At 72.8% G+C, this 20,950-nt stretch carries 13 protein-coding genes; 4 read left to right on the top strand and 9 right to left on the bottom strand.

Features of this window, described 5'->3' with window-relative positions:
• The first annotated feature begins 245 nt into the window (after positions 1–245).
• A complete protein-coding gene (locus tag LCE31_RS18875) occupies positions 246–551 on the top strand; it encodes a 4a-hydroxytetrahydrobiopterin dehydratase (protein ID WP_225015674.1) in 306 nt (101 codons plus the stop codon).
• Positions 552–647: 96 nt separating this feature from the next.
• Here the strand turns inward: LCE31_RS18875 and LCE31_RS18870 are convergent, their stop codons facing one another.
• From LCE31_RS18870 to LCE31_RS18850, 5 genes are all read right to left on the bottom strand, one after another.
• Complete coding sequence (locus LCE31_RS18870) at positions 648–3,773, bottom strand: alpha-mannosidase (RefSeq protein ID WP_225015672.1); 3,126 nt, start codon at positions 3,771–3,773, stop codon at positions 648–650.
• Positions 3,766–5,790: a DUF2264 domain-containing protein gene (locus LCE31_RS18865; protein ID WP_225015670.1), complete on the bottom strand. Its 2,025-nt coding sequence runs from the start codon at positions 5,788–5,790 to the stop codon at positions 3,766–3,768. Before LCE31_RS18865 ends, LCE31_RS18870 begins: the two co-directional genes overlap by 8 nt.
• A complete protein-coding gene (locus LCE31_RS18860) occupies positions 5,787–7,409 on the bottom strand; it encodes a substrate-binding domain-containing protein (RefSeq protein WP_225015668.1) in 1,623 nt (540 codons plus the stop codon). The genes LCE31_RS18865 and LCE31_RS18860 overlap by 4 nt, the downstream gene beginning before the upstream one ends.
• A gap of 79 nt (positions 7,410–7,488) precedes the next feature.
• Positions 7,489–8,430, bottom strand: coding sequence for a carbohydrate ABC transporter permease (locus LCE31_RS18855; RefSeq protein WP_225015665.1), 942 nt, complete (start codon positions 8,428–8,430; stop codon positions 7,489–7,491).
• Positions 8,427–9,404, bottom strand: a complete 978-nt coding sequence (locus LCE31_RS18850; protein ID WP_225015663.1) for an ABC transporter permease — start codon at positions 9,402–9,404, stop codon at positions 8,427–8,429. The genes LCE31_RS18855 and LCE31_RS18850 overlap by 4 nt, the downstream gene beginning before the upstream one ends.
• Positions 9,405–9,708: 304 nt before the next feature.
• On the opposite strand from LCE31_RS18850, the gene LCE31_RS18845 reads away from it, so the two are divergent.
• The 3 genes from LCE31_RS18845 (at position 9,709) to LCE31_RS18835 (ending at position 13,449) form a co-directional block, all read left to right on the top strand.
• The gene (locus tag LCE31_RS18845; RefSeq protein ID WP_225015661.1) at positions 9,709–11,865 is read left to right on the top strand and encodes an ROK family protein; all 2,157 of its coding nucleotides are present in this window, start codon (positions 9,709–9,711) and stop codon (positions 11,863–11,865) included.
• 180 nt (positions 11,866–12,045) lie between these two features.
• Positions 12,046–12,909 (top strand): RNA polymerase sigma factor SigF, encoded by an 864-nt coding sequence (locus tag LCE31_RS18840; RefSeq protein ID WP_225015658.1) that lies wholly within the window; start codon positions 12,046–12,048, stop codon positions 12,907–12,909.
• Positions 12,910–13,158: 249 nt separating this feature from the next.
• Complete coding sequence (locus LCE31_RS18835) at positions 13,159–13,449, top strand: hypothetical protein (protein WP_225015656.1); 291 nt, start codon at positions 13,159–13,161, stop codon at positions 13,447–13,449.
• Between the two features lie 86 nt (positions 13,450–13,535).
• Here the strand turns inward: LCE31_RS18835 and LCE31_RS18830 are convergent, their stop codons facing one another.
• The 4 genes from LCE31_RS18830 to LCE31_RS18815 all read right to left on the bottom strand — a co-directional run bounded on the left by LCE31_RS18830 (position 13,536) and on the right by LCE31_RS18815 (position 20,834).
• Positions 13,536–14,390, bottom strand: a complete 855-nt coding sequence (locus LCE31_RS18830; RefSeq protein WP_225015654.1) for an LLM class flavin-dependent oxidoreductase — start codon at positions 14,388–14,390, stop codon at positions 13,536–13,538.
• Between the two features lie 237 nt (positions 14,391–14,627).
• Positions 14,628–17,654 (bottom strand): alpha-mannosidase, encoded by a 3,027-nt coding sequence (locus LCE31_RS18825; RefSeq protein WP_225015652.1) that lies wholly within the window; start codon positions 17,652–17,654, stop codon positions 14,628–14,630.
• Between the two features lie 393 nt (positions 17,655–18,047).
• Complete coding sequence (locus LCE31_RS18820; RefSeq protein ID WP_225015675.1) at positions 18,048–20,306, bottom strand: phage holin family protein; 2,259 nt, start codon at positions 20,304–20,306, stop codon at positions 18,048–18,050.
• 117 nt (positions 20,307–20,423) lie between these two features.
• Positions 20,424–20,834 (bottom strand): hypothetical protein, encoded by a 411-nt coding sequence (locus LCE31_RS18815; RefSeq protein ID WP_225015650.1) that lies wholly within the window; start codon positions 20,832–20,834, stop codon positions 20,424–20,426.
• Between the last annotated feature and the right edge of the window lie 116 nt (positions 20,835–20,950).

Below are 20,950 nucleotides of genomic sequence, written 5' to 3'. Positions count from 1 at the left end.
TTTGGGGGGGGGCGCGGGGCGGCCCCCCCCCCCCCGGCCCCGGGCCCGGGGGGGGGCCGGGGGGGGGGGCGGGGCCCCCCCCCCCCCCGCGCCCCCCCCCCCCGGGCCCGGGGCCCCCCCCCCCGGGCCACCGCACCACACCGTACGGGCCCGTCCCGGAGCGCGCGCACGCTCCGGGACGCCCCCGACGTGCTGCCGGCGCGTACGGTGGAAGAGAGCCAGATCACGGACGAGGGGAGAGCGCCATGGCGGCGGAAGCACTCGCACGGGACGTGGTGGAGGAGCGGCTCGGCCGGCTGCCCGGCTGGGCCCTGACGGACGGCGGAATCACCCGCACGTACCAGCTCGCCTCGCACTTCGCGGCCGCCGCGATGGTCGTGCACATCGCTCAGCTCCAGGAGGAGCTGAACCACCACTCGCAGCTCACCCTCGGCTACCACTCCGTCTCGCTCACCGTGAACACGCACGACGCGGGCGGCGCCGTCACCGAGAAGGACATCGAGCTGGCTCGCAGGGTCGAGGCGACGGCCGCAGGCCACGCCGCGAAGTAGGCCCGGTCCCGCCCGCCCGGGCCGTCACATCGCGGACCGGATCGCGGATCGCGGAGAACGGGGAGCGGGCGCGGGGGCGGACGGCCGCGGCGCCGGTCAACCGGCTTGTTCCACACGGTCCTTCGGGGCGGAACCGGCCGGACGCAGCCGCAGGGTGCGGATCTGGAACGGGCGGAAGCGGAGTGCCGCGGCCCTGGCCCCCTCGGCGACGGGGGTGAGTTCCCGCTCGGGGTGCTCCAGCAGGTCGCAGTCGTACACCCCGGCCAGCGGGAAGCCCGCCGTGAGGGTGGCCGCGACGGCGCCGCCGCAGGCCTCGTAGAGCCGTACCACCACATCGCCGCTGCGGTCGTCGGCCAGCTTCACCGACTCCACCACCACATCCTCGGTGTCGAGCGAGACGAGCGCCTCGGCCGCCGCCTCTGCGGGCCGCAGCGGCAGGTTCAGCGCGTAGCCCCCGGCGATCGCCTCCTCGACGCCCGCGCCCGCGACCAGCGCGTAGCTGAAGCTGTGCCGGCCCCGGTCGGCCTCCGGGTCCGGGCTGTGCGGGGCACGCAGCAGGGAGAGCCGGACGGTCGTGGTGGTGCCGCCGTCCGGCCGGGTGTCGCGGCCGATGTCGTGCCCGTACGTGGAGTCGTTCAGCACGGCGGCGCCCCAGTGCCGCTCCCCGACATGGACCCAGCGGTGCGCCCACAGTTCGAAACGGGCCGCGTCCCAGCTGGTGTTCTCGTGGGTGGGCCGCTGCACATGGCCGAACTGGATCTCGGCGCTCTCGCGTTCCGCGTGCACGTCGAGCGGCCAGGCGGCCTTGAGCACGGTGTCGCGCTCCTGCCAGTCGATGTCGGTGCGGACGGTCACCTGCTTGCTCTCGGCGGCCAGTTCGAGGTGCTGCACCAGGGTCGAGGCGCCGAAGGTGCGCTCCACCCGGACGACGGCGAGCAGCGGACCCTCCTCCACGAGGGTCACCGTGTCGGCCTCGTCCAGGTCCCTGACGGTGTCGCGGTAGTACGTGTCGATGTTCCACGCGGACCACAGGTTGGGGTCGTCGGGGTGCAGCTGGAGCAGGTTGCCCGCCGCACCCGGGGCGATGGCCTCGCGGTCCGCGGTGTGGTCGTGCACGGAGGTGAGCAGGCCGCGCCGGTCGACGACGACGGTCAGCAGGCCGTTGCCGAGGACGAACCCGCCGTCCTCCGCGTGCGCGGTGACGGGTGCGGACGGCGTCCCGGCCGTGCCGCCGCTGCCCAGCGCGGGCACGTCGGCGAGGACCGCGACCCGACCGCCGGTCAGCGGCTGCGCGCCGGGGAGGCCCGCGCTCCCGGTAACGATGGCCACCTCGCGGCGCGCGTAGGGACCGGCGTTGAGCAGGGCGGGGGCGCCCGCGAGGTGGCGCGCGGCGTCCGCGATCACGTCTTCGAGCTCGGCGCGCACCTCTCCGTACACCTGCTCGGCCTGCTGGTGCACCCAGGCGATGGAGGAGCCGGGGAGGATGTCGTGGAACTGGTTGAGCAGGACCCGGCGCCACACCGATTCGATTCGCTCGTACGGGTAGGGCGCGCCCGCCCGCACGGCGGCGGTGGCCGCCCACAGCTCGGCCTCGCGCAGCAGCGCCTCGCTGCGGCGGTTGCCGCGCTTGGTGCGGGCCTGGCTGGTGTAGGTGCCGCGGTGGTTCTCCAGGTACAGCTCGCCGCGCCACACCGGCGCGTCCTGGTACTCGGCGCGGGCCGCGGCGAAGAACTCGGCGGGGCGGGCGACCTCGACCTTCGGGGAGCCTTCGAGGTCGCGCAGCCTGCGCGCCCTCTCCAGCATGGAGCGGGTGGGGCCGCCGCCGCCGTCGCCGAAGCCGAACGGCGCGAGCGAGCGGGTCGCGACGCCCTTGTCCTTGAAGTTCTCCTCGGCGTGGGCGAGTTCGCGGGCGGTGAGTTCCGCGTTGTAGGTGTCGACGGGCGGGAAGTGGGTGAAGATCCGGGTGCCGTCGATCCCCTCCCAGTCGAAGGTGTGGTGGGGCAGCTTGTTCGTCTCGTTCCAGGACAGCTTCTGGGTGAGGAACCACTTCGCGCCGGCCAGCTTGGCGAGCTGCGGGTAGGCGGCGGTGTAGCCGAACGAGTCGGGCAGCCACACCCCGTCCTGCTCGATGCCGAACTCCTCGGCGAAGAACCGCCGCCCGTACACCAGTTGGCGGGCGAGCGCCTCGCCGCCCGGCAGGTTGCCGTCCGCCTCGACCCACATGCCGCCGACCGGCACCCAGTTGCCCGCGGCCGCGGCCTTCTGCATGCGGGCGAAGATCTCCGGGCGCTGCTCCTTCATCCACGCGTACTGCTGCGCGGAGGAGCAGGCGAAGACGAGCTCCGGGTACTCCTGCGCGAGGGTCGTCATGTTGGTGAAGGTGCGGGCGCACTTGCGCACGGTCTCGCGCACGGGCCACAGCCACGCGGAGTCGATGTGGGCGTGGCCGACGGCGGTGATGGTGTGCGCGGAGGCGTGCGCGGGCCGGGCCAGTACGCCGGCGAGCCGGTCGCGTGCCGCGCCCGCGGTACCCGTGACGTCGGCGGGGTCGACGGCGTCGGCGGCGCGGCGCAGGGCGTGCAGGATCTCGTGGCGGCGCGAGGAGCCCTCGGGGAGCCCGCGCATCAGCTCGTCCAGCACCTCGATGTCGTGGACGAGTTGCCAGACGTCCTCCTCGCGGACGGCGATCTCGGCCTGCCGCACCTGGTAGAGGTGTGTCTCGCCCGCCGTCTCGCGCGACCCGTAGTGGGTGTTGATGCCCGCGCTGCCGGTGATGGGCGGGTTGGCGGCCAGTTCCACCAGGAGGCTGACGCTCTCGCCGCCGGTGGCCGCGCTCGCCAGCAGCACACTGCGGCTGTAGGGGTGCAGGCCCTGGAGCGGGGAGCCGAACCCGTCGTGCACGAGCCCTTCCGCCTGGCCGCCGGGCCCCTTCGTCAGGTCGAAGCCGAGGTCGAAGACGGCCTCGACGCGGCGGCCCGTCCACTCGGCGGGGATCTCGGCGGTCGCCCTCAGCCAGGTCGTGGACCAGGGGCCGCCCCAGGTGGAGCCGAGCGCGAACGGTTCGTAGGACGCGGCGAGTGCGTCGGCGACCGGGACGGGCTCGCCGTCGACATGCCAGGCGTCCAGTGTGAGCGGGCGCGCCGCGCTGTACAGGGCAGGGCGGACGGTGCGGTCGAGGAGTTTGCTGATGCGGGCTTCGATGATCCGGCGGTCGTCATGCACGGTGCGGATTCCTTCGGGGTACGTCGGCGTCGGTACCGGCCTCGGCCGGGTCGGGCAGGCGGACGGTGTCGCGGGCGCCGCCGGGCCAGGCCACCTCGGCGACGAGGGCGGCCCCTTCCGCGCGGGTGGTGACGGCCGGCAGCGCGTCCGGGGCCGGGTCGCCACCGCCGAGGTGGACGAGGGCGGCGTAGACGGTGCCGTAGGCGACGGGGCCCTCGCTGCCCAGGACAGGGGTGGCGGAGGCCGCGCCGAGCGCGTTGGCGTCCCGGCCGGACACCACGCCGGCGTTCGGCAGCCCGCGCACGCCGGTCAGCAGGGACACGAGGCCGTCCCGGCCGGCGACGCGCGCGGTGGCGGACGCGCCGTCCGGGACCGGGGTGCCCTCCTCGGGCCCGGCCGCGGCCGGGTCGACGGCGAGCGCCCAACCGCCCACCCGCAGCGGCCACTCGGGGACGGCCGGGTCGCCGGGCGCCGGGTCGACGCGTACCACCCGTACCTCCACCGACCCGCGCAGAGCGGACCCGACGGTGATCCAGGGGCCTTCGGCATGGTCGGTGGGCGGACCGCCGAAGGGGTCCCAGGTTCCGTCGGCGGGCCAGTGCGCACGGCTGCGCGAGACCGCGCTCGCCCCGTCGACCGAGAGCCGGACGAGCGGGCGGCGGTGGGACGGGCGGCCCGCGGCGTCGAGCAGGGTGACGGAGTTGTCGACGGGTCCCGGCACGTCGCCGGCCGGGCGGGCGACCGTCGGGTCGGCGGGCGTCTCGGGCGCCGCGTGCGTCGCGTAGGCGAACCGCGCGTAGCAGGGGTCGTCGCTGAACGGCCGGGCCGGGTCGGCGTGGTCGCCGCCGTGGTTGACGACGCGTACGACGCCGTCGGAGGCGGTCGTGGACAGCAGCCAGCCGGGCCCGGTCAGGGTCCGGACGGCGTCCTCGCGCTCCACGGCGAGCGGGGTCTCGTCGGCGGTCCACACGGGGTGGGCCGGCGGCAGTGCGAGGCCGATCATGCCCTTGCTCGCCCAGTAGGGGGAGGCGGGGCCGGAGTAGACCTGGAGCACACCGCGGAAGGGCCGGTGCCAGCCCAGGGTGAGCAGCCCCCGCTCGTCGATCGCGCCGTGGTCCGTGAAGTGGTCGAGCGCACGGCTCGCCAGCGCCCGTGTCTCGCCGGGCGGCAGCGGGGTGGCGTCGAAGAGCGCACCGGCCCACACCGGGGCGAGCGCCGCGAACCGGTAGGTCAGTGAGCGGCCCTGGATCAGCGGCGATCCGTTGCCGCCGATCAGCAGCCGCTGGTCGGCGAGGAAGCGGCGCAGCCGGTCGCGGTAGCGGTCCAGCAGCCCGGCGGGCGCCGCGTCGCCGAGGATGCGGCAGAACCACAGCGGGTACAGGTGCATGGCCCAGCCGTTGTAGTGGTCGAAGTTGCGGTGCCGCCCACCGGTGAGCCCGTCGGAGTACCACCCCTCCCCCGCGTACCACTCGTCGGTGAGCGCGATGGTGCGGTCCAGGTCCTCCTGGCGCCAACTGCCGCCCGTGGTACGGGCGAACGCCTCGGTCACACCCTGGAACCAGACCCAGTTGTTGCCCGGCATGTCGGTGCCGACCATCAGGCCGAGCCAGTCCAGCACGCGCTGCCTGACCGGGTCGGTGAGCCGGTCCCAGATCCAGGGCCGCGTCTCGTGCAGGGCGAGCGCGATCGAGGCGGCCTCCACCTTGGCCTGGTTGCACTCGGCGAAGGTGGGCCAGCGTTCCGGGCTCGCCGGGTCGGTGCCTGCGGCGAGCCCCGCCGCGTACCACTCGGCGATCCCGTGCGGGTCCGCGCCGTCGGCCCCGCGCAGCCGGAATCCGGCCAGCAGGAACGTGCGGGCGAACCCTTCGAGTCCGTCGCTCCACACGCCGCTGGCGCTCGGCACGCCGGGCAGGTTCACGAGCGCGTGGTGCTCGGTCGCGTACGGGCGTACGGAGAGCAGCAGCCGGTCTGCCGTCCGCTCCCAGTGGGCGCGGTCCGCGGCGGGGGTCCGGGTCATGAGTGGGCGTCCTCCCAGGCTTGTTCGTACTCGGCGCGGATCTGGTTGCCCGCTTCCTTGCGCCAGTTCTTGATGATGCCGTCCCACTCGCGAAGCGGCGTCCGCCCCTGCATGATGCCCTTGCGCTGGTCGTCCATGACGGTGGCGAGCAGGCCGGACTTCTGCCCGTCGGTCGGCGAGTACAGCGGCTCGGCCGGGTTGGGCACCAGGATGGGGATCGCCTTCTTCTGGAACGCGTACTGGGTCGGTACGATCTCCGGCTTGGCCGGGTAGTACAGGACCTGCGGCGCGTCGGTGGCGAAGATCGTCGGCAGGTTGACCTCGGACTGGCCCTGCGGGGTCAGGATCGGGTCGGAGCCCTTCAGGGTGTGGTCGGGGCCCGCCACTCCGTACTTGCGCAGCAGGTACTGGTCCGTGCCGAACGGCGCGGCGAGCGCGTTCATGGCGCGCAGGATCTGCTTGATGCGCTCCTTGGGGGCCTTCTTGATGATGAGCACGGCGTAGTTGGCGGCGCCCTCCCACTGGGTGCCGGGGCCGCCGTCCCAGCCGGGCGCCATCATGTAGCCGATCTCGAAGCCCTTGGTCGCGGGACCGTACGTCGTGTAGTAGTCGTTCCAGGCGGCGGGGGCGTCGGGGTTCATCGCGATCTGCCCGCCGCCGAACCAGTCCTTGAACTTGCCGACCACGCTGTAGGCGTCGGGGTGCAGGTAGCCGGCCTTCGTCAGCTGGTGCACCGCGTCCAGGGACCGCTTGGCCTCCTCGGTCTCCAGCCACCAGGTGAACGTGCCGTTCTCCTCGCGCCACTGGTTGGGGCCGCCGAGCATCTGCATCACCGTGTTGAACGTGGTGATGGGGTCACCGAACGCGTACTGGTTCTTCTTGGGGTCGGTGATGTCCTTGCAGAGCTGCTTGAGCTCCTTCCAGCTCGTCGGGTTGGGGTCGAGGCCCTTCGCCTTGAACAGGTCGAGCCGTGTGTAGGTGGGGCCGCCGGAGAGCATGCGCGGCATGGGCAGCGCGTAGATGCCGCCGTTGGCGACCGTGGGCGCCCAGGACTTGGTGGGGATGTTCGCGAGGTACGGGTAGTCGCGGATGTTGTCGCCCGAGAGGTGCTCGGAGAGGTCCTGGAACAGGGCGTTGAGCATCTGCGGGCGCTCCACCGCGCTCTGGAGCAGCATCAGCATGGCGTCGGGCAGGTCCCCGCCCGCGATGGTGACGGCGAACTTGTTGGGGTAGTCGCCGACCGGTGTGATCTGGAAGTTCAGGTCGGTGCCGACGCTCTTGTTGAGCCGGTCCCACATGGCGTTGCGACTGGCCGGCGGCGGCACCGGGTTGAAGATCAGCGTCATGATGTCGATGGCCGGGCCCTTGGCGGGCGGCCCGTCGGGCAGCGCCTTCACCGGCTCGGCCGGGTAGTGCAGGTACCCCGGTGTGATGCCCTCCTTCGAGCTCGGCATCGAGGTGGGCACACCCTTGTACGGGATGTACGTGGGCAGCCGCACCTTGGCGTTGGCCGACTGGGGGACGCTCGGGCCGCCGTCCCCGCAGCCCGCCAGGGTGAGGCCGGCGGCCACGCCGGTCGCTGAGGCGAGGAAGCCCCGGCGGCTGAGGCTCGGGTTCACGGCAGTCTCCTCTCGTGCCTCTCGTGACGTACCGGACATGCGTGGCGGGGGCCCGCGGCCCGCTGCGCCCTGATCGGGGTCATCCCTTGACCGCCCCGACCATCACGCCCTTGTTCATGTGCCGTTGCAGGAAGGGGTAGATGATCACGATGGGCACGATGGACAGCACCAGGATCGCGGCCTGCAGGGACTGCGTCGGCGGGATCGGCGCGCCCGCCGCCGTGTTGACCTGCCCTGCGCTGAGCGCCGAGTTGTTGACGACGTAGGTCCGCAGGACCATCTGCATCGGCCATTTGGAGGCGTCGTTGATGTAGAGGAGCGCGTTGAAGAACGCGTTCCAGTACGTCACGGCGTAGAAGAGGCCGATGACGGCGACGGACGCCTTCGACAGCGGCAGCACGATCCTGGTGAGGATGGACATCTCGGACGCGCCGTCGATGCGGGCCGCGTCGACGAGTTCGTGCGGGATGTTCATGAAGAAGGACCGCAGGACGATCACGTTGAACGCGTTGATCATGGTGGGCAGGATCAACGACCAGTAGCTGTTGATCAGATGCAGCTGTTTGATCATCAGGTAGCTGGGGATGACACCGGGCGCGAACAGCATCGTCATCAGCAGCATCAGGAGGACGGGCTTGTGTCCGAACGAGCCGGGGCGGCTGAGCCCGTAGGCCAGCGAGATCGAACACACCAGGCTGAGCGCGGTCCCGACCACCGTCACACCGACGCTGACGAGCATCGCCTTCGACACCAGGCCGCCGGAGAGCAGGGCGCTGTACGAGGCGAAGGTGGCGTGGTCGGGCCACAGGACGTAACCGCCCGACTTGTTCACCTGGTTGGGGTCGGCGAGTGAGGTGGAGATGATCGCGAGGAAGGGCAGCAGGACCAGGACGACGCAGATCAGCAGGATGAGCGACTTGAACGCGCGCCACGGCGGCGAGCCGGGCGTCTCGCCGGGGATGGCGCTGTAGGAGCGCCGGGGCCTGCGGCGTACCGGATGCGTGGGCGACAGCGTGGTCATGACCGGTAGACACCTTCTTCGCCGAAGATATGGGCGACCTTGTTCGCACCCAGCACGAGCGCGACCCCGACGATGCCCTTGACCAGGCCCACCGCCGCGCTGACGCCCCACTGGCCGCCGATGAGGCCGTTGTTGTAGACGTAGGTGTCGAGCACCTGGCTGCTGTCCAGGCCCACACCGTTCTGTTGCAGCAGGATCTGTTCGAAGCCGACGCTCAGCGCGTCGCCGAGGCGGAGGATGAGCAGCAGGATCACCAGACCGCGCAGGGCGGGCAGGGTGACGTGCCAGGTCTGCCGCAGCCTGCTGGCCCCGTCCGCGGCTGCGGCCTCGTAGAGGTCGTTGTCGACGCGGGAGAGCGCGGCGAGGAAGAGGATGGTGCCCCAGCCCGTGTCCTTCCAGATCACCTGGGAGGTCAGCAGGGTCTTGAACAGGTCCGGGTTGCCGATGATGTTCCAGGTGCCCATCTCGTGGGCGCGCAGGAAGAGGTTGAGCAGACCGTCGTTGCCCAGCATCTGCTGGAAGAGGGAGACCACCACGACCCAGGACAGGAAGTGCGGCAGGTACAGGACGTTCTGCACCCACTTCTTGATCCGCTCGCTGACCAGGCTGTTCAGCGCGAGGGCCAGCAGGATGGGCGCGGGGAAGACGAACACGACCTGGATCAGCGTCAGTTCGAGGGTGTTGAGCAGCGCGTGGACGAACTGCTGGTCACCGTTGAAGATGACGTCGAAGTTGTCCAGGCCGCTCCACCGGCTGTGCATGATGCCGATGAACGGCTGGTAGTCCTGGAACGCGATCACGTTGCCGAGCAGCGGGATGTACTGGAACAGCAGCAGCACCACGATGCCCGGTATCAGGAACCAGAACAGGACCTTGTCCCGCCGGCGCCGCGGTCGCGGGAGGCGGCGGCGTTCCTTCCCCGGCGGCGTACCCGCCGCGTCCGGCCGTGCGGCCGGCTGGTCGAGGGTCGTCATGTCATGAAAGCCCTTTCGAGGAGATGCGGGCGTCTCCGGCCACCACCAGGACCGGCGTGAGTATGTAAATCCAATGGATTGCCTTACGTCAATGCTTCCAACAGGTAAATCCCCACAGCAACTGTCGCCTTGCGGGGTCGCTGGTGTAGAGATGGGAGCACAGAAAGCGCGTTCTCACTGGTCGTCGTACGGTGTGGGGATGAAAGGACCGGCACGGACAGGCAAGGACAGGCACAGACGGAGCCGGGGACGGGCGACCGCACCCGGCCGGAAAGTACTTTGACAACGGATGTGTGACGGAGTCATGCGACAGCCGAGCGACTTCACATTGACCGAACGCGAGCTCGCCGAGCTCGGCGCGTGGGCCGAGGGCCGGGAGGACCGCACGGTCCGGGTCAGGATCGTGCGGGACGCCGCCGCCGGCCTCTCGGTGTCCCGCAGCGCGCGCGAACTCGGTGTGTCCCGGCCGACGGTGACGGCATGGCGGCAGCGCTACGCCGAACTCGGCCTGGCCGGCCTCGAACACCGGCCGCGCAGCGGAAGACCGCCGCGTATCGACGAGGCGGACGTGGTCGCGGTGACCCTCGCGGGGCCGCCCCCGCCACTGCGCCACTGGTCGGCCCGGTCGCTCGCGGACCATCTGGGGCTCTCACACACCGCGCTGGGCAGGGTGTGGCAGCGCTGGGCAGCGGGGCCCGCCAGCGGTGAGGGGCCCGTTCTGCTGCCGACGGACCCACCGCTCGCCTGCCACCGGCCGGAGTTGCTCGCGGCGTGGACCGGCGCGGACGGCAGCGCCGGTGTGGTCGTCGCGGAGCCCGAGCGACCCGAGCGGCACCGGACGGTGGCGGCGACCGGAGAGGAGCGCCAACTCCGCCACGCGGCGTTGACCGTGGGGCTCCGTCAGGCGCAACTCCGGGCGGCGCACGCGCCGCTCGCCACCGCGCCGGGACAACCCGCCTTCCCCCCGGGCGCGTTGGGCGACCGGCACGTCCGGGTCATACTGTGGGGTGAGGACGCGGGCACCGTACGGCTGCCGCAGGGCGCGATACGCCATGTGGCACACCAGGCGATGGGCTGGTCCTCGACGGTGTCCGTGATGGCACAGTTGGAGCTGCGGCACCAGCCGCACCGGGCGCGCGGGGCGCTCGACTCGTTGACGGAGGCGGCACGGGTGCATGCGGGGGCGCGGGCCGACGAGCCGTTCCGCTGGCAGCGGTCACCCGACGGCGCGGCGGAGCCGCCCCCGTCCAGGAGCGCCCACCGGGCCTTCGACCAGCTCGCACTCGGCTCGTTCAACGAGAAGCTGGTCATCGAGTCCATCAGGGTCGCGGGCACGCTCAGCCGGGTGGAGATAGCGGACCGGACGGGGCTCACCCCGCAGGCGGTGTCCCGGATCACGCGCAACCTGCTCACCACCGGGTTCCTCACCGAGGACGAGCGCCGCTCGGCGGGCAAGGGCAAGCCGCGGGTGCCGCTGCGGCTGCGTCCCGACGCGGCGTGCGCGATCGGCATCCACGTCGACCCCGAGATGATCACGCAGGTGCTGGTCGACCTGTGCGGGACCGTGCGCGACCGGCGCCAGCTGCCGCTCACCGCGCCGAGCGATCCGGCGTGGTGCGTGGAGCGGATGGCGCGGATGGCCGCCGAGGCGAGCAGGGCGGTGGGGCCGCTCGCGGACAACCTGCTGGGCGCGGGCGTCGCGGCGCCGGGCCCGCTGGACGTGGGCGCGGGCCTGCTGCTTGACCCGCCGCTGTTCGAGGGCTGGGGCGAAGTGCCGCTGCGGGCACGGCTGGGCGAGGCGCTCGGCATGCCGGTGCTGCTGGAGAAGGACGCCACGGCGGCGGCCGTGGGCGAGCGGTGGCTCGGCGCCGCCGAGAGCTCCGGCGACTTCGTCTACCTGTATCTGGGGGCGGGCGCGGGCAGCGGCGCGTTCCTCAACGGCGATGTGTTCCGGGGGTCTTCGGGCAACGCGGGCGAGTTCGGCGAGCTCACTGCGTACGCGCTGGGGCGGCTGACCCCGGAGGGCGGCCCGCAGATGATCCCCGAGTGCGCGCCGATGTCCGCGGTGGTCGCGAAGGCGGCAGCCGCGGGGCTCACGGTGCCGGCCGAGGGCGCGCACGCCGCGGTGTGCGCGGCGGCCGCGGGCGGTGACCCGCGCGCCGCCGCCGCCATCCGGGAGGTGGCACAGGTGGTGGCCAGGGGCGCGGTCGGCATGACGGACCTCTACGACACGGACCTGTTGATCGTGGGCGGCCCCGCGGTGCCGCCCGAGGTGGCGGAGCTGTACCTGTCGGAGATCTCCTCTGCGGTCAACCGCTTCCCGATGGCGCGCAGGGTCCGCCGGGTGCGAGTGGCGTACTCGACCCTGGGCGACGCGGCGGCGGCCGTGGGGGCGGCGGCCGGCGTCTTCCACACGACATTCGCGCCGCGCCTGCGGTCCCACGCGGGCGCGAGCGTCTGACGCGGGCGTCCTTGTCGCAGGGGTCCTTCAGGTGTGCCCTCCCCCACGCGGGGCGTCCTTCGAGTGTGCCGTTGCGCCGTCCCCAGGTGCCGGATCGAGAGATTCCGGCCGCGGTGACATGACCTGTCGGGCCCTGGGCAGAAGGGCCCCTGGACGATCCACTGCTGAGAGGTGAGGTACATGGCCACCAGCACTCCCCTGGCGTCCGGCGAGGAAACCAGGACCGCGGCCGGGCTGCCGCTCATACCCGACCCGGCCAAGGTCGCCCCACGGAACGCGCGGGAGCTCTCCAAGCTCTTCTTCGACCGGCTCCAGGTCCTCGAAGAGGGCACTCACGAGTACCAGTACGCACGCAACACCCTGATCGAGATGAACCAGTCGCTGGTCCGCTTCGCCGCCGGACGGTTCCGCAACCGCGGCAGCGGCGAGATGGAGGACATCCTCCAGGTCGGCACGATCGGCCTCATCAAGGCCATCGACCGGTTCGACCTGTCGCGCGAAGTCGAGTTCACCTCCTTCGCGGTGCCCTACATCGTCGGTGAGATCAAGCGGTTCTTCCGCGACACCAGCTGGGCCGTGCACGTGCCGCGCAGGCTCCAGGAGCTGCGGGTCGAACTGGCCAAGGCCAAGGAGCTGCTGGGCACCCGGCTCGATCGCGAGCCGACGGTCGGCGAGCTGGCGGAGCTGCTCGACCTGCCCGAGGACGAGGTCGTGGAGGGTCTGGTCGCGACCAACGGGTACACGGCGGGATCGCTCGACCTGCCCACCGGCGACGACAGCGGGACCGGGGGCGTGGGACGCACGTTCGCGGATGTCATCGGCGAGGACGACCCGGACATGGAGAAGGTCGAGAACCTGCACGCCCTGGCCCCGCTGCTGGAGAAGCTCGACGACCGGGAGCGCCGGATCGTGCAGATGCGCTTCGGCGGCGAGATGACGCAGTCGCAGATCGGAGCGGAGCTCGGCGTCTCCCAGATGCACGTGTCGCGGCTGCTGAACCGCATCCTCGGCCGGCTGCGGGACGGCATGCTCGTGCAGGAGTGACCGGGGCCCTCTTGTGGAGGAGTGACCGGGGCCCTCTTGTGGAGGAGCGACCGGGGCCTCTCGAGCAGGAGTGACCCGGCCCTCCCGCTACGTGCTCGTGGACGGGTGATCGGCTCACGGCCCTTGACGGCGGCGCGGAGTGCGGCACGGCCGTCCGGACGGTGCCCGGCGTTCGGCTCCGGGGCGTTGTCAGACCCGTGGTGAAGACTTGAGGGTCCGACAGATCCTCACGTCACCAGGGGGCCCGAGATGAGCGACATGACCGCGGGAGCGACGGCGGTGGCCGGCGCGGCGGCCGGGGAGCGGACGGCGGCGCGCGCGTATCTGCGCCTGCTGGCCGCCGTACGGGCCGTTCTCGGCGACCGGCACGAACTGCCGTACGCGGGACCGCTGCTCGCGCTCCCGCTGGCCGAGGCGGACGCGGCGCTGGGCGCCGCCGGTATCGCGGGAAACGAGCGGGACTTCCTGTCCCTCGTCGCGCGCCAGGCCGCCTCCGACGATCCCAGAGGCCCGGCCCCCGGCGGGGCAACGGGCGGCTGACGGACCGCCTCGGGGCGGGGCCCGGTCCCGCCCCGAGGCGGGATCGCCGTACGGTCGCTCGCGGTCCGCGCCGGGCCGAGCCGCGCTCAGAGCACCGTGTCGGCGAGCCGCCCGATCTCGTCGATGTCGTCCGTCGTCGGGTTGAAGATCAGCTCGTCGGCGCCGATGTCCTCGAAGGCCGCCCTGGTCGCGCGGACCGCGTCCGCTCCCCCGCTGACGCCCGCGGCGATCGAGTCCGCCATCCGCGCACCGCCGAGGCTGTAGTAGTCGTGCACGCTTGCCCTGCCCTTGTCGACGTCCGCGAAGACGAAGTACGCGATCGCGACGAGGCGCGGCTCGCCGGAGCGGCCGGCCGCGCGCCAGGTCTTGCGCGCGTTCTCGAACATCAGGCCGGCCCTCTCGGCGGACACGGACGCGGCGAGGTATCCCTCGCCGTGCCTCGCGGCCCGGTCGAACGACGCCTGGACCATGCCGCCGAACAGCATGGGCACACGCCGGGTGGACGCCGGCACGGCCGGGTTCTCGCTGCCTTCGACCTTGCCGCCGTCCCACAGCCGCTCGTAGGTCTCGATGTCCTGGTCGAATCGCTTGCCCAGGCCGGTCGGGCCGAGCCCCTCGACGGTGAAGTCGTCGGCCCTGAGGCCGAGACCCAGGCCCAGGGTGAGCCGCCCGCCGGAGACGGCGTCGATGGAGGCGACTTCCTTGGCGAGGAGGGTGGCGGGCCAGGTCGGGGCGATCATGACCGTCGAGATGAGCCCGACGGTGCTCGTGGCGCCCGCGGCGGCGGCGAGGGCGACCGTGTCCATCACACTCGGGTAGGAGATGCGGCCGACCGTGCCCAGTGCGGAGAAGCCCGCTCGCTCGGCCCTGCGCGCCCATTCCGGGAGGATCTCGGGTCGCACGTCGCGTACCTGGTTGGGCAGTCCGATACCGATCTTCATGGCCGTTCTCCTCACGTTCGTGGCCCGACCCGGGCGCCGCTGCCGCCGGCCTCGGCGCCGCCACTGTTCTCGCGGCCGCTCCCAGGCGGTTGGCCCGGCGCCGCGTCGATCGGGTGAGCAGAGCGTAGCGGCTCGGGACGGAAGGGACGAAAGCGACGTGGGGCCCCGCCCCGGCACTCGGCGGGGGCGGGACGGCACGTTGACGAAGGGGTCAACCGCGTGTGTTCCGGGCCTGGTTCACCCGCGGGTCAGCCGCAGCGTCACCAGTTCGAAGGGGCGCAGTGCGAGCCCGGCCCCGGCGTCCGTGACCGGGGGCCGCTCGGCGTCCGCGAGCGGGCGCTCCAGCAGGTCCGTACGCACGACCTGAGCGACGGGGCAGCCGGGCACGGAGACGGTGGCGCGCGCCCGGCCGCCGTTCGCCTCGTAGAGGCGTACGACGAGGTCACCGCTGCGGTCGTCGGCCAACTTCACCGCGCTCACCACCACGGCGTCGTTGTCGACGGCGACGAGCGGGGTGACTTCACCCGTTCCGGTGCGGCGGCGTTCGGGCAGGTTGACGCGGTAGCCCTCGCGGACGGCGTCGGTGATGGCGGCGCCCGGCACCAGCGCGTGGTGGAAGCGGTGCACGCCCTGGTCGGTCTCCGGGTCGGGGAAGCGCGGTGCGCGCAGCAGGGACGCACGTACGGTGGTGGTCGTGCCGCCGTCGTCCGCGCGTACGGTACGGGTCACATCGTGGCCGTACGTCGAGTCGTTGACGAGCGCGACGCCCCAGCCCGGCTCCTCCAGGTGCACGAAGCGGTGGTTGCAGGCCTCGAACTTCGCCCACTCCCAGCTGGTGTTGGTGTGCGTCGGCCGGTAGACATGCCCGAACTGCGTCTCCGACGCGTACCGTTCGGCCTTCACATCGAGCGGGAAGGCCAGCTTGAGGAACTTCTCCGTCTCGTGCCAGTCGACCTCCGTCTCGATGTCGAGCCGCTTGGTCCCGGCGGGCAGGGAGAGCCGCTGGGTGGCCCGCGAGCCGCCGAAGCCGCGCACGATCCGCACCGCCACGCCGTCGGCGGTGAGTTCGTCGACAGCGGTCAGGTCCGTGCCGGTGTTGCGGTAGAACCGGTCGACGTCCCAGGCGTCCCACTGGTTGGGGAAGTCGGGGTGCAGCTGGAGCAGGTTGGCGGCCTGCCCCGGCGCGACGGACTCCCGCTCCGCCTCGACGTCGTACACGGACACGACCAGGCCGCGCGCGTCGATCTCCACCCGCAGCAGGCCGTTGTCGAGCACGAAGCCGCCGCCCTCGCGCGGGGCCGGCGCGGTCTTCGCGTCCGCCGGGGCCGGGGCCGCGGCACCCGCGGCGACTCCGCCACGCGGATGCGGCGCGGCGTTGAACACCAGCTCGGTGCCGCCTGACGGGTCGCCCGCGAGGGCGCGCTGCGCCGCGTCGATGATGCCGTTCAGCTCCTCGGCGACCTGCCGGTACGTGGCGCGGGCCTCGCGGTGCACCCAGGCGATGGAGGAGCCGGGCAGGATGTCGTGGAACTGGTGCAGCAGCACCGTCTTCCAGATCCGGTCCAACTCCTCGTACGGGTAAGGGAATCCCGCCCGTACCGCGGCCGTCGCGGCCCACAGCTCGGCCTCCCGCAGCAGGTGCTCGCTCCTGCGGTTGCCCTGCTTCGTGCCCGCCTGGCTGGTCAGCGTCGCCCGGTGCAGCTCCAGGTACAGCTCACCCACCCACACCGGCGGATTCGGGTACTCCGCCTCGGCCTTCGCGAAGAAGTCCGCGGGCTTCTCCCACTTCACCTTCGCCGAGCCTTCGAGATCGCGCAGCCGGGCGGCCTTGGCCACCATCTCGCGCGTCGTACCGCCACCGCCGTCCCCGAAGCCGGTCGGCGCGAGGGAGACGTTCGCGGCGCCCTTCTCCTTGAAGTTGCGGGCCGCGTGCGCGATCTGGCGGCCCTCCATCGCACAGTTGTAGGTGTCGACGGGCGGGAAGTGCGTGAAGATCCGCGTTCCGTCGATGCCCTCCCAGTCGAAGGTGTGGTGCGGAAACGTGTTGGTCCTGCTCCACGAGATCTTCTGCGTGAGCAGCCACTTGGAGCCGGCGGCCTTGATGATCTGCGGCAGACCGGCCGCGAAGCCGAACGTGTCGGGCAGCCACGCCTCGTCGTTCTCCACCCCGAACTCGTCCAGGAAGAACCGCTTCCCGTGCACGAACTGCCGGGCCATCGCCTCCGACCCCGGCATGTTGGTGTCGGACTCCACCCACATGCCGCCCGCCGGCACGAACCGCCCCTCGGCCACCGCCTTCTTGACCCGGGCGTAGACCTCGGGCCGGTGCTCCTTGATCCACGCGTACTGCTGCGCCTGGGACATGGCGAAGACGAACTCCGGCGCCTCCTCCAGCAGAGCCGTCATGTTCGACGCCGTACGGGCCACCTTGCGCACGGTCTCGCGCAGCGGCCACAGCCACGCCGAGTCGATGTGCGCGTGCCCGACCGCGCTGATCCGGTGCGCGGCGGGGACGGCGGGGGCGGCGAGCACGCCCGCCAGTTCGGCCCGGGCGGCGGCCGCGGTGCCGTTCACGTCCTGGAGGTCGAGCGCGTCCAGCGCACGGTCCACGGCCCGCAGGATCTCCCAGCGGCGGGCGCCGTCCACGGGCAGTTCCGCCATCAGCTCGCCCAGCACCTCCAGGTCCAGGACGAGGTTCCAGACGGTCTCGTCCAGGACGGCGAGGTCCATCCTGCCGAGCACATATCCCGGGCGGTCCCCCGCGGTCAGCTTGTCGCCGAGGACGGTCGGCTGGAAGGGATGGGTGGCACCGTCTTCGAGATCCGGGTTGGAGGCGGCCTCGATGTGCCAGAGGACCTCCTCGCCGCCCCGGACGGGACTGCCCACACGGATGTAGGAGTTGCGCGGGTGCAGGCCCTTCACCGGCGAGCCGTCCGGCCGGTAGACGAGCCCCTCGCACTGGAAGCCGGGGTTGTTCTTCGTGAACCCGAGGTCGAGCACGGCCTCGACGGTGCGGCCCGCCCAGGCGGCGGGCACCGTGCCGCTGACCTTGAACCAGCTCGTGCCCCAGGGGGCGCCCCACGGTGTGCCGGGTGTGATGGGCTCGGTCGGCGCCGCGAGGCCTTCGGCCACCGGCACGGGTTCGCCGGGCGCGGCCCAGATCTCGACGGTGAGGGGTATCGAATCGGGGTGGACTGCGGGCCTGATGCGCTCCCTGAGGACGCGCGTCAGGCGTGCTTCGACCAGGCTGCGGTCGTCGTGCATGAGGAACGACTCCTGAATGACGGACGGGTGCGGTGGGTGAGACGGCCGCTGGTGGTGGCCTGGAGACGCTGGTGATCCCTCTCCCGCGCCGCGAACTCCGAAACACACGGAGGGGGACGGGACGACTCTATTTGACAGCTCACCGTACAAAACAGGGTCGGCGCGGCACGGACCCGCGACCGGGTGGGCAGGGTCCGGCGCGGGCCGCCCCGTCCGTGCGACGGGCGGGGAGCGCGGGCCGTCACGTCCGTACGCGACCGGAGTAGGACGCGAGCCGCCCCGTCCGTAGAACGGGAGAGGGCGCGGGCCGCCGTGCCCACGCCCTCCCCGCTGATTACTTCCCCGGGACGCCGCCGTTCTCTCCTCGGGCGACCGCCCCGGATGCCCGGGCCCTCACGCCGTACGCGTCTCGTCCTCGGCGTCCGCGTCGACGGCTGCCGTGCGATCCCCGGGCCTCTCCGGGGCCGGTGCGTGTCCGTCGTCCGCCGCTCCCCCGCCACCGCCGGTGCGCTGGCCGGGGATGGCGGAGGCGACCGGGAGGACGGCGGGCAGCGGCACCTGCGGGCCCGCACACTCCCGCAGCCAGCGCCGCAGTACCCGGTGCACCTCCTCGGCGCCGACGAGTTCCGCGCCCTCCCCACCGGCCGGCGCCCCTGCCGCGGCGCTCTCGCCGTCGCCGGTGCCCCCGGGTACCGCAGGGGACAGCGCGTGCGGCGACATGAGGAAGGCGTGGGACTGCTCGCCGCCGAGCCCGCCGTGCGACCCGATCTGCTCCTCGAAGGCGTGCACCCGGCCGGTCCCGGGCTCGTACATCGAGTTGACCATGATGTCGGCCACGTGCGGGAAGCCGTCGGTACGGCGGATCGCCGCGGCGGCGCCCGGCGGGAAGCCGGCGAGCGGCCCCGCACCGTCCACGAGCGCGGCGACGGGCACCTCGGCGCCGTCCCGCCCGAGCACCAGCGATCCGCCCTGTTCGCGCGCGACGAGGAGGAAGCCGATCCCCGGGTGGTGGGCCAGGGTGCGCAGCAGCGCCGGGTGGCGGCGGTCGATCTGTTCGCGGGTCATGCGCCCCGGTACGTCGGGGAAGGAGACGAGCCCCAGATTGCCGGAGGCCAGGACCACGGGCCCCGGGCCGGTGGCGGCGCCCTCCTCCGTCGTGCCCTCGTGGACCGGCCTGTGCAGCACCGCGCGCACCGCGTGCCGGGCGGCGAAGCGCGCCTCGGCGCCGCTCCTGGTGCGCTCCGCCCTGCGCGGTACGGGCAGCCCGCAGCCCGCCCTGACGAGGTCACGCAGCGTCAGCCCGTAGGCGCCCTCGAAGGTCTCGCCGGGACTCTGGCCGTGGTCGGAGAGCAGGACGAGGTGGTAGGCGCGGGGCGCGTACGTGGTGGCCCGCGCTATCGCGCCGACGCACCGGTCGAGCCGCGCGAGGACCCGCAGCGCGTCGTGGCTGCGCGGCCCGGAGTGGTGTGCCACCTCGTCGTACGCGACGAAATCGGCGTAGACCGCCGAGCGGCCGGAGAGGATGTCGGCCATCACGGCGGCGACCACCACGTCGCGTTCGACGACGGTCGCGAAGGCGCGGATCAGCGGATAGAGCCCGCCGCGGCCGACTCTGGGGCTCTCGTGGCGCAGCCTGGCGCGGGTGGACTGGGCGATCTCCCGGGCGACTTCCACGGCGAAGGAGACCGCCGTGCGGACCGCGTTCGCCGGGTCCCTGAAGTACGCGAAGTACCCCGCGCGGGAGCGGTTGGACCTGCCGCGCCGCGCCGCCATCGACAGCACGAGTGCCAGCTGGTCCGCGCCGCCGCTGAAGAGGTTGCCGCGGCTCGCGCCGTCCAGCGTCAGCAGGCCGCCGTCGCCGGTCCGCCCGACGGCGCGGCGCTGGAGTTCCGCGGCGCTGGCCGGCCGGTTGCTGACGATGGTGCGGCCCGAGTCCTTCTCGTACCAGCGGAAGGCGGGGACGTCGTGGTTGGTGCCGTGCAGGATCGCCAGCTGGCTCGCGCCGGTCTGGCTCGACCAGTCTGTGCGCCACCGGGTGAGCCGGTGGGTGCCTTCGTCGCCGAGCCGCTCCGCGATGTGCGGCAGCAGGCCGGCCGCGAGGGCCTCCACGAGGACCTGGTGGCCGACGCCGTCGAGCTGGACGAAGACCGTGCCGGAGGGGCCGCCCGCGCCGCCGTCCTCGCCGTTCCTGCGGCGCCGGCGCCCCGCGGCGCGGGAGAGGCGGCGCGGGTGGGCGCTCTCGTCGCCGGCGGCGAGCGCCGTGGAGGTCGCCGACGCGACGGCGGACATCACCGCGGCCACCACGACGGCGGTCTCGGGACCGACGTCGCCGCGCCCGTCGGGGATCAGCCGCAGGGCGACCAGCAGCAGCGACCCGTTCAGGAAGAACACGAGCAGGCCGAGCAGCAGTGCGGGCACCAGCAGGAACGCACGCACCAGCAGCGGCCACACCAGCGCGCTCAGCAGGCCGAAGGCGCCCGCGCCCCAGGCGGCCGTCAGAGCCGTCCTGGTGGCGCTGTCGCCGTCGGGGGCCTGGAGGCGGAAGTCGGGCAGGAGGCCGGCGAGCGCGAGCATGGTGAGCGTGGACACCGCCCACACGGTGAGTACGCGGAGCAGGGCCCTGCCCGCCGTCCGCCATCGGCCTCGCTGCACCACGGCCCGTTCCTCCGTCCCGGCCCGCGGCTGGTCGGGCGGGCACCGCCCCAGGGTGACACAGCGGGCCCGGGCGCCGGCCCGGACCAGCGGCAGGGCCCGGGAGGGCCCCGCTGGTCAGCGGCCGTCGTAGCCGGCGGTGGGCATGGAGAGCCTGCGGTGGACGCCCGCCTTCATCCCCGCGTTGTACGACGGTTCGTCGAGCCGCGCCGTCTCCAGGAGCACGCCCCGGCTCGCGCACGCGGCGGCGAACGCCTCCGCCGAGGTGAACGCGCGGGCGAGGACCCGTTCGTTGGGGGCGACGAACAGGTCGACGACTCCGGCCTCGATGTCCACCCACAGCCCCGGGTGGTCCGGCCGCACACCGTAGAGCAGGAGCTGCCGGGTGACGGCGAAGCCCCGTGCCGCGGCCCAGCGCGCGCACATGGCGTGCTGGCTGCGGGTGTCCACGAGGAAGGGTTCGCGCTCCAGCTCCGCGAGGGGGGTCAGGCTGGCGATCGCCGCCACCCGCACACCGGCCTCTGCCATGTCAGTCCCCCGGCTGTCCCGAAAGTCCTTTGTGCAGCCGACACTACCGTGCGTGCGCGGGCCCGGGGGAAGTGGTGTGCGCGCCCTGGCGGGCGTGCGGGGGAGCACGCCGGGGG

It is taken from the genome of Streptomyces sp. 8L, from assembly GCF_020176795.1.
GTDB lineage: Bacteria > Actinomycetota > Actinomycetes > Streptomycetales > Streptomycetaceae > Streptomyces.
This window is presented reverse-complemented; position numbering and strand designations above follow the sequence as displayed.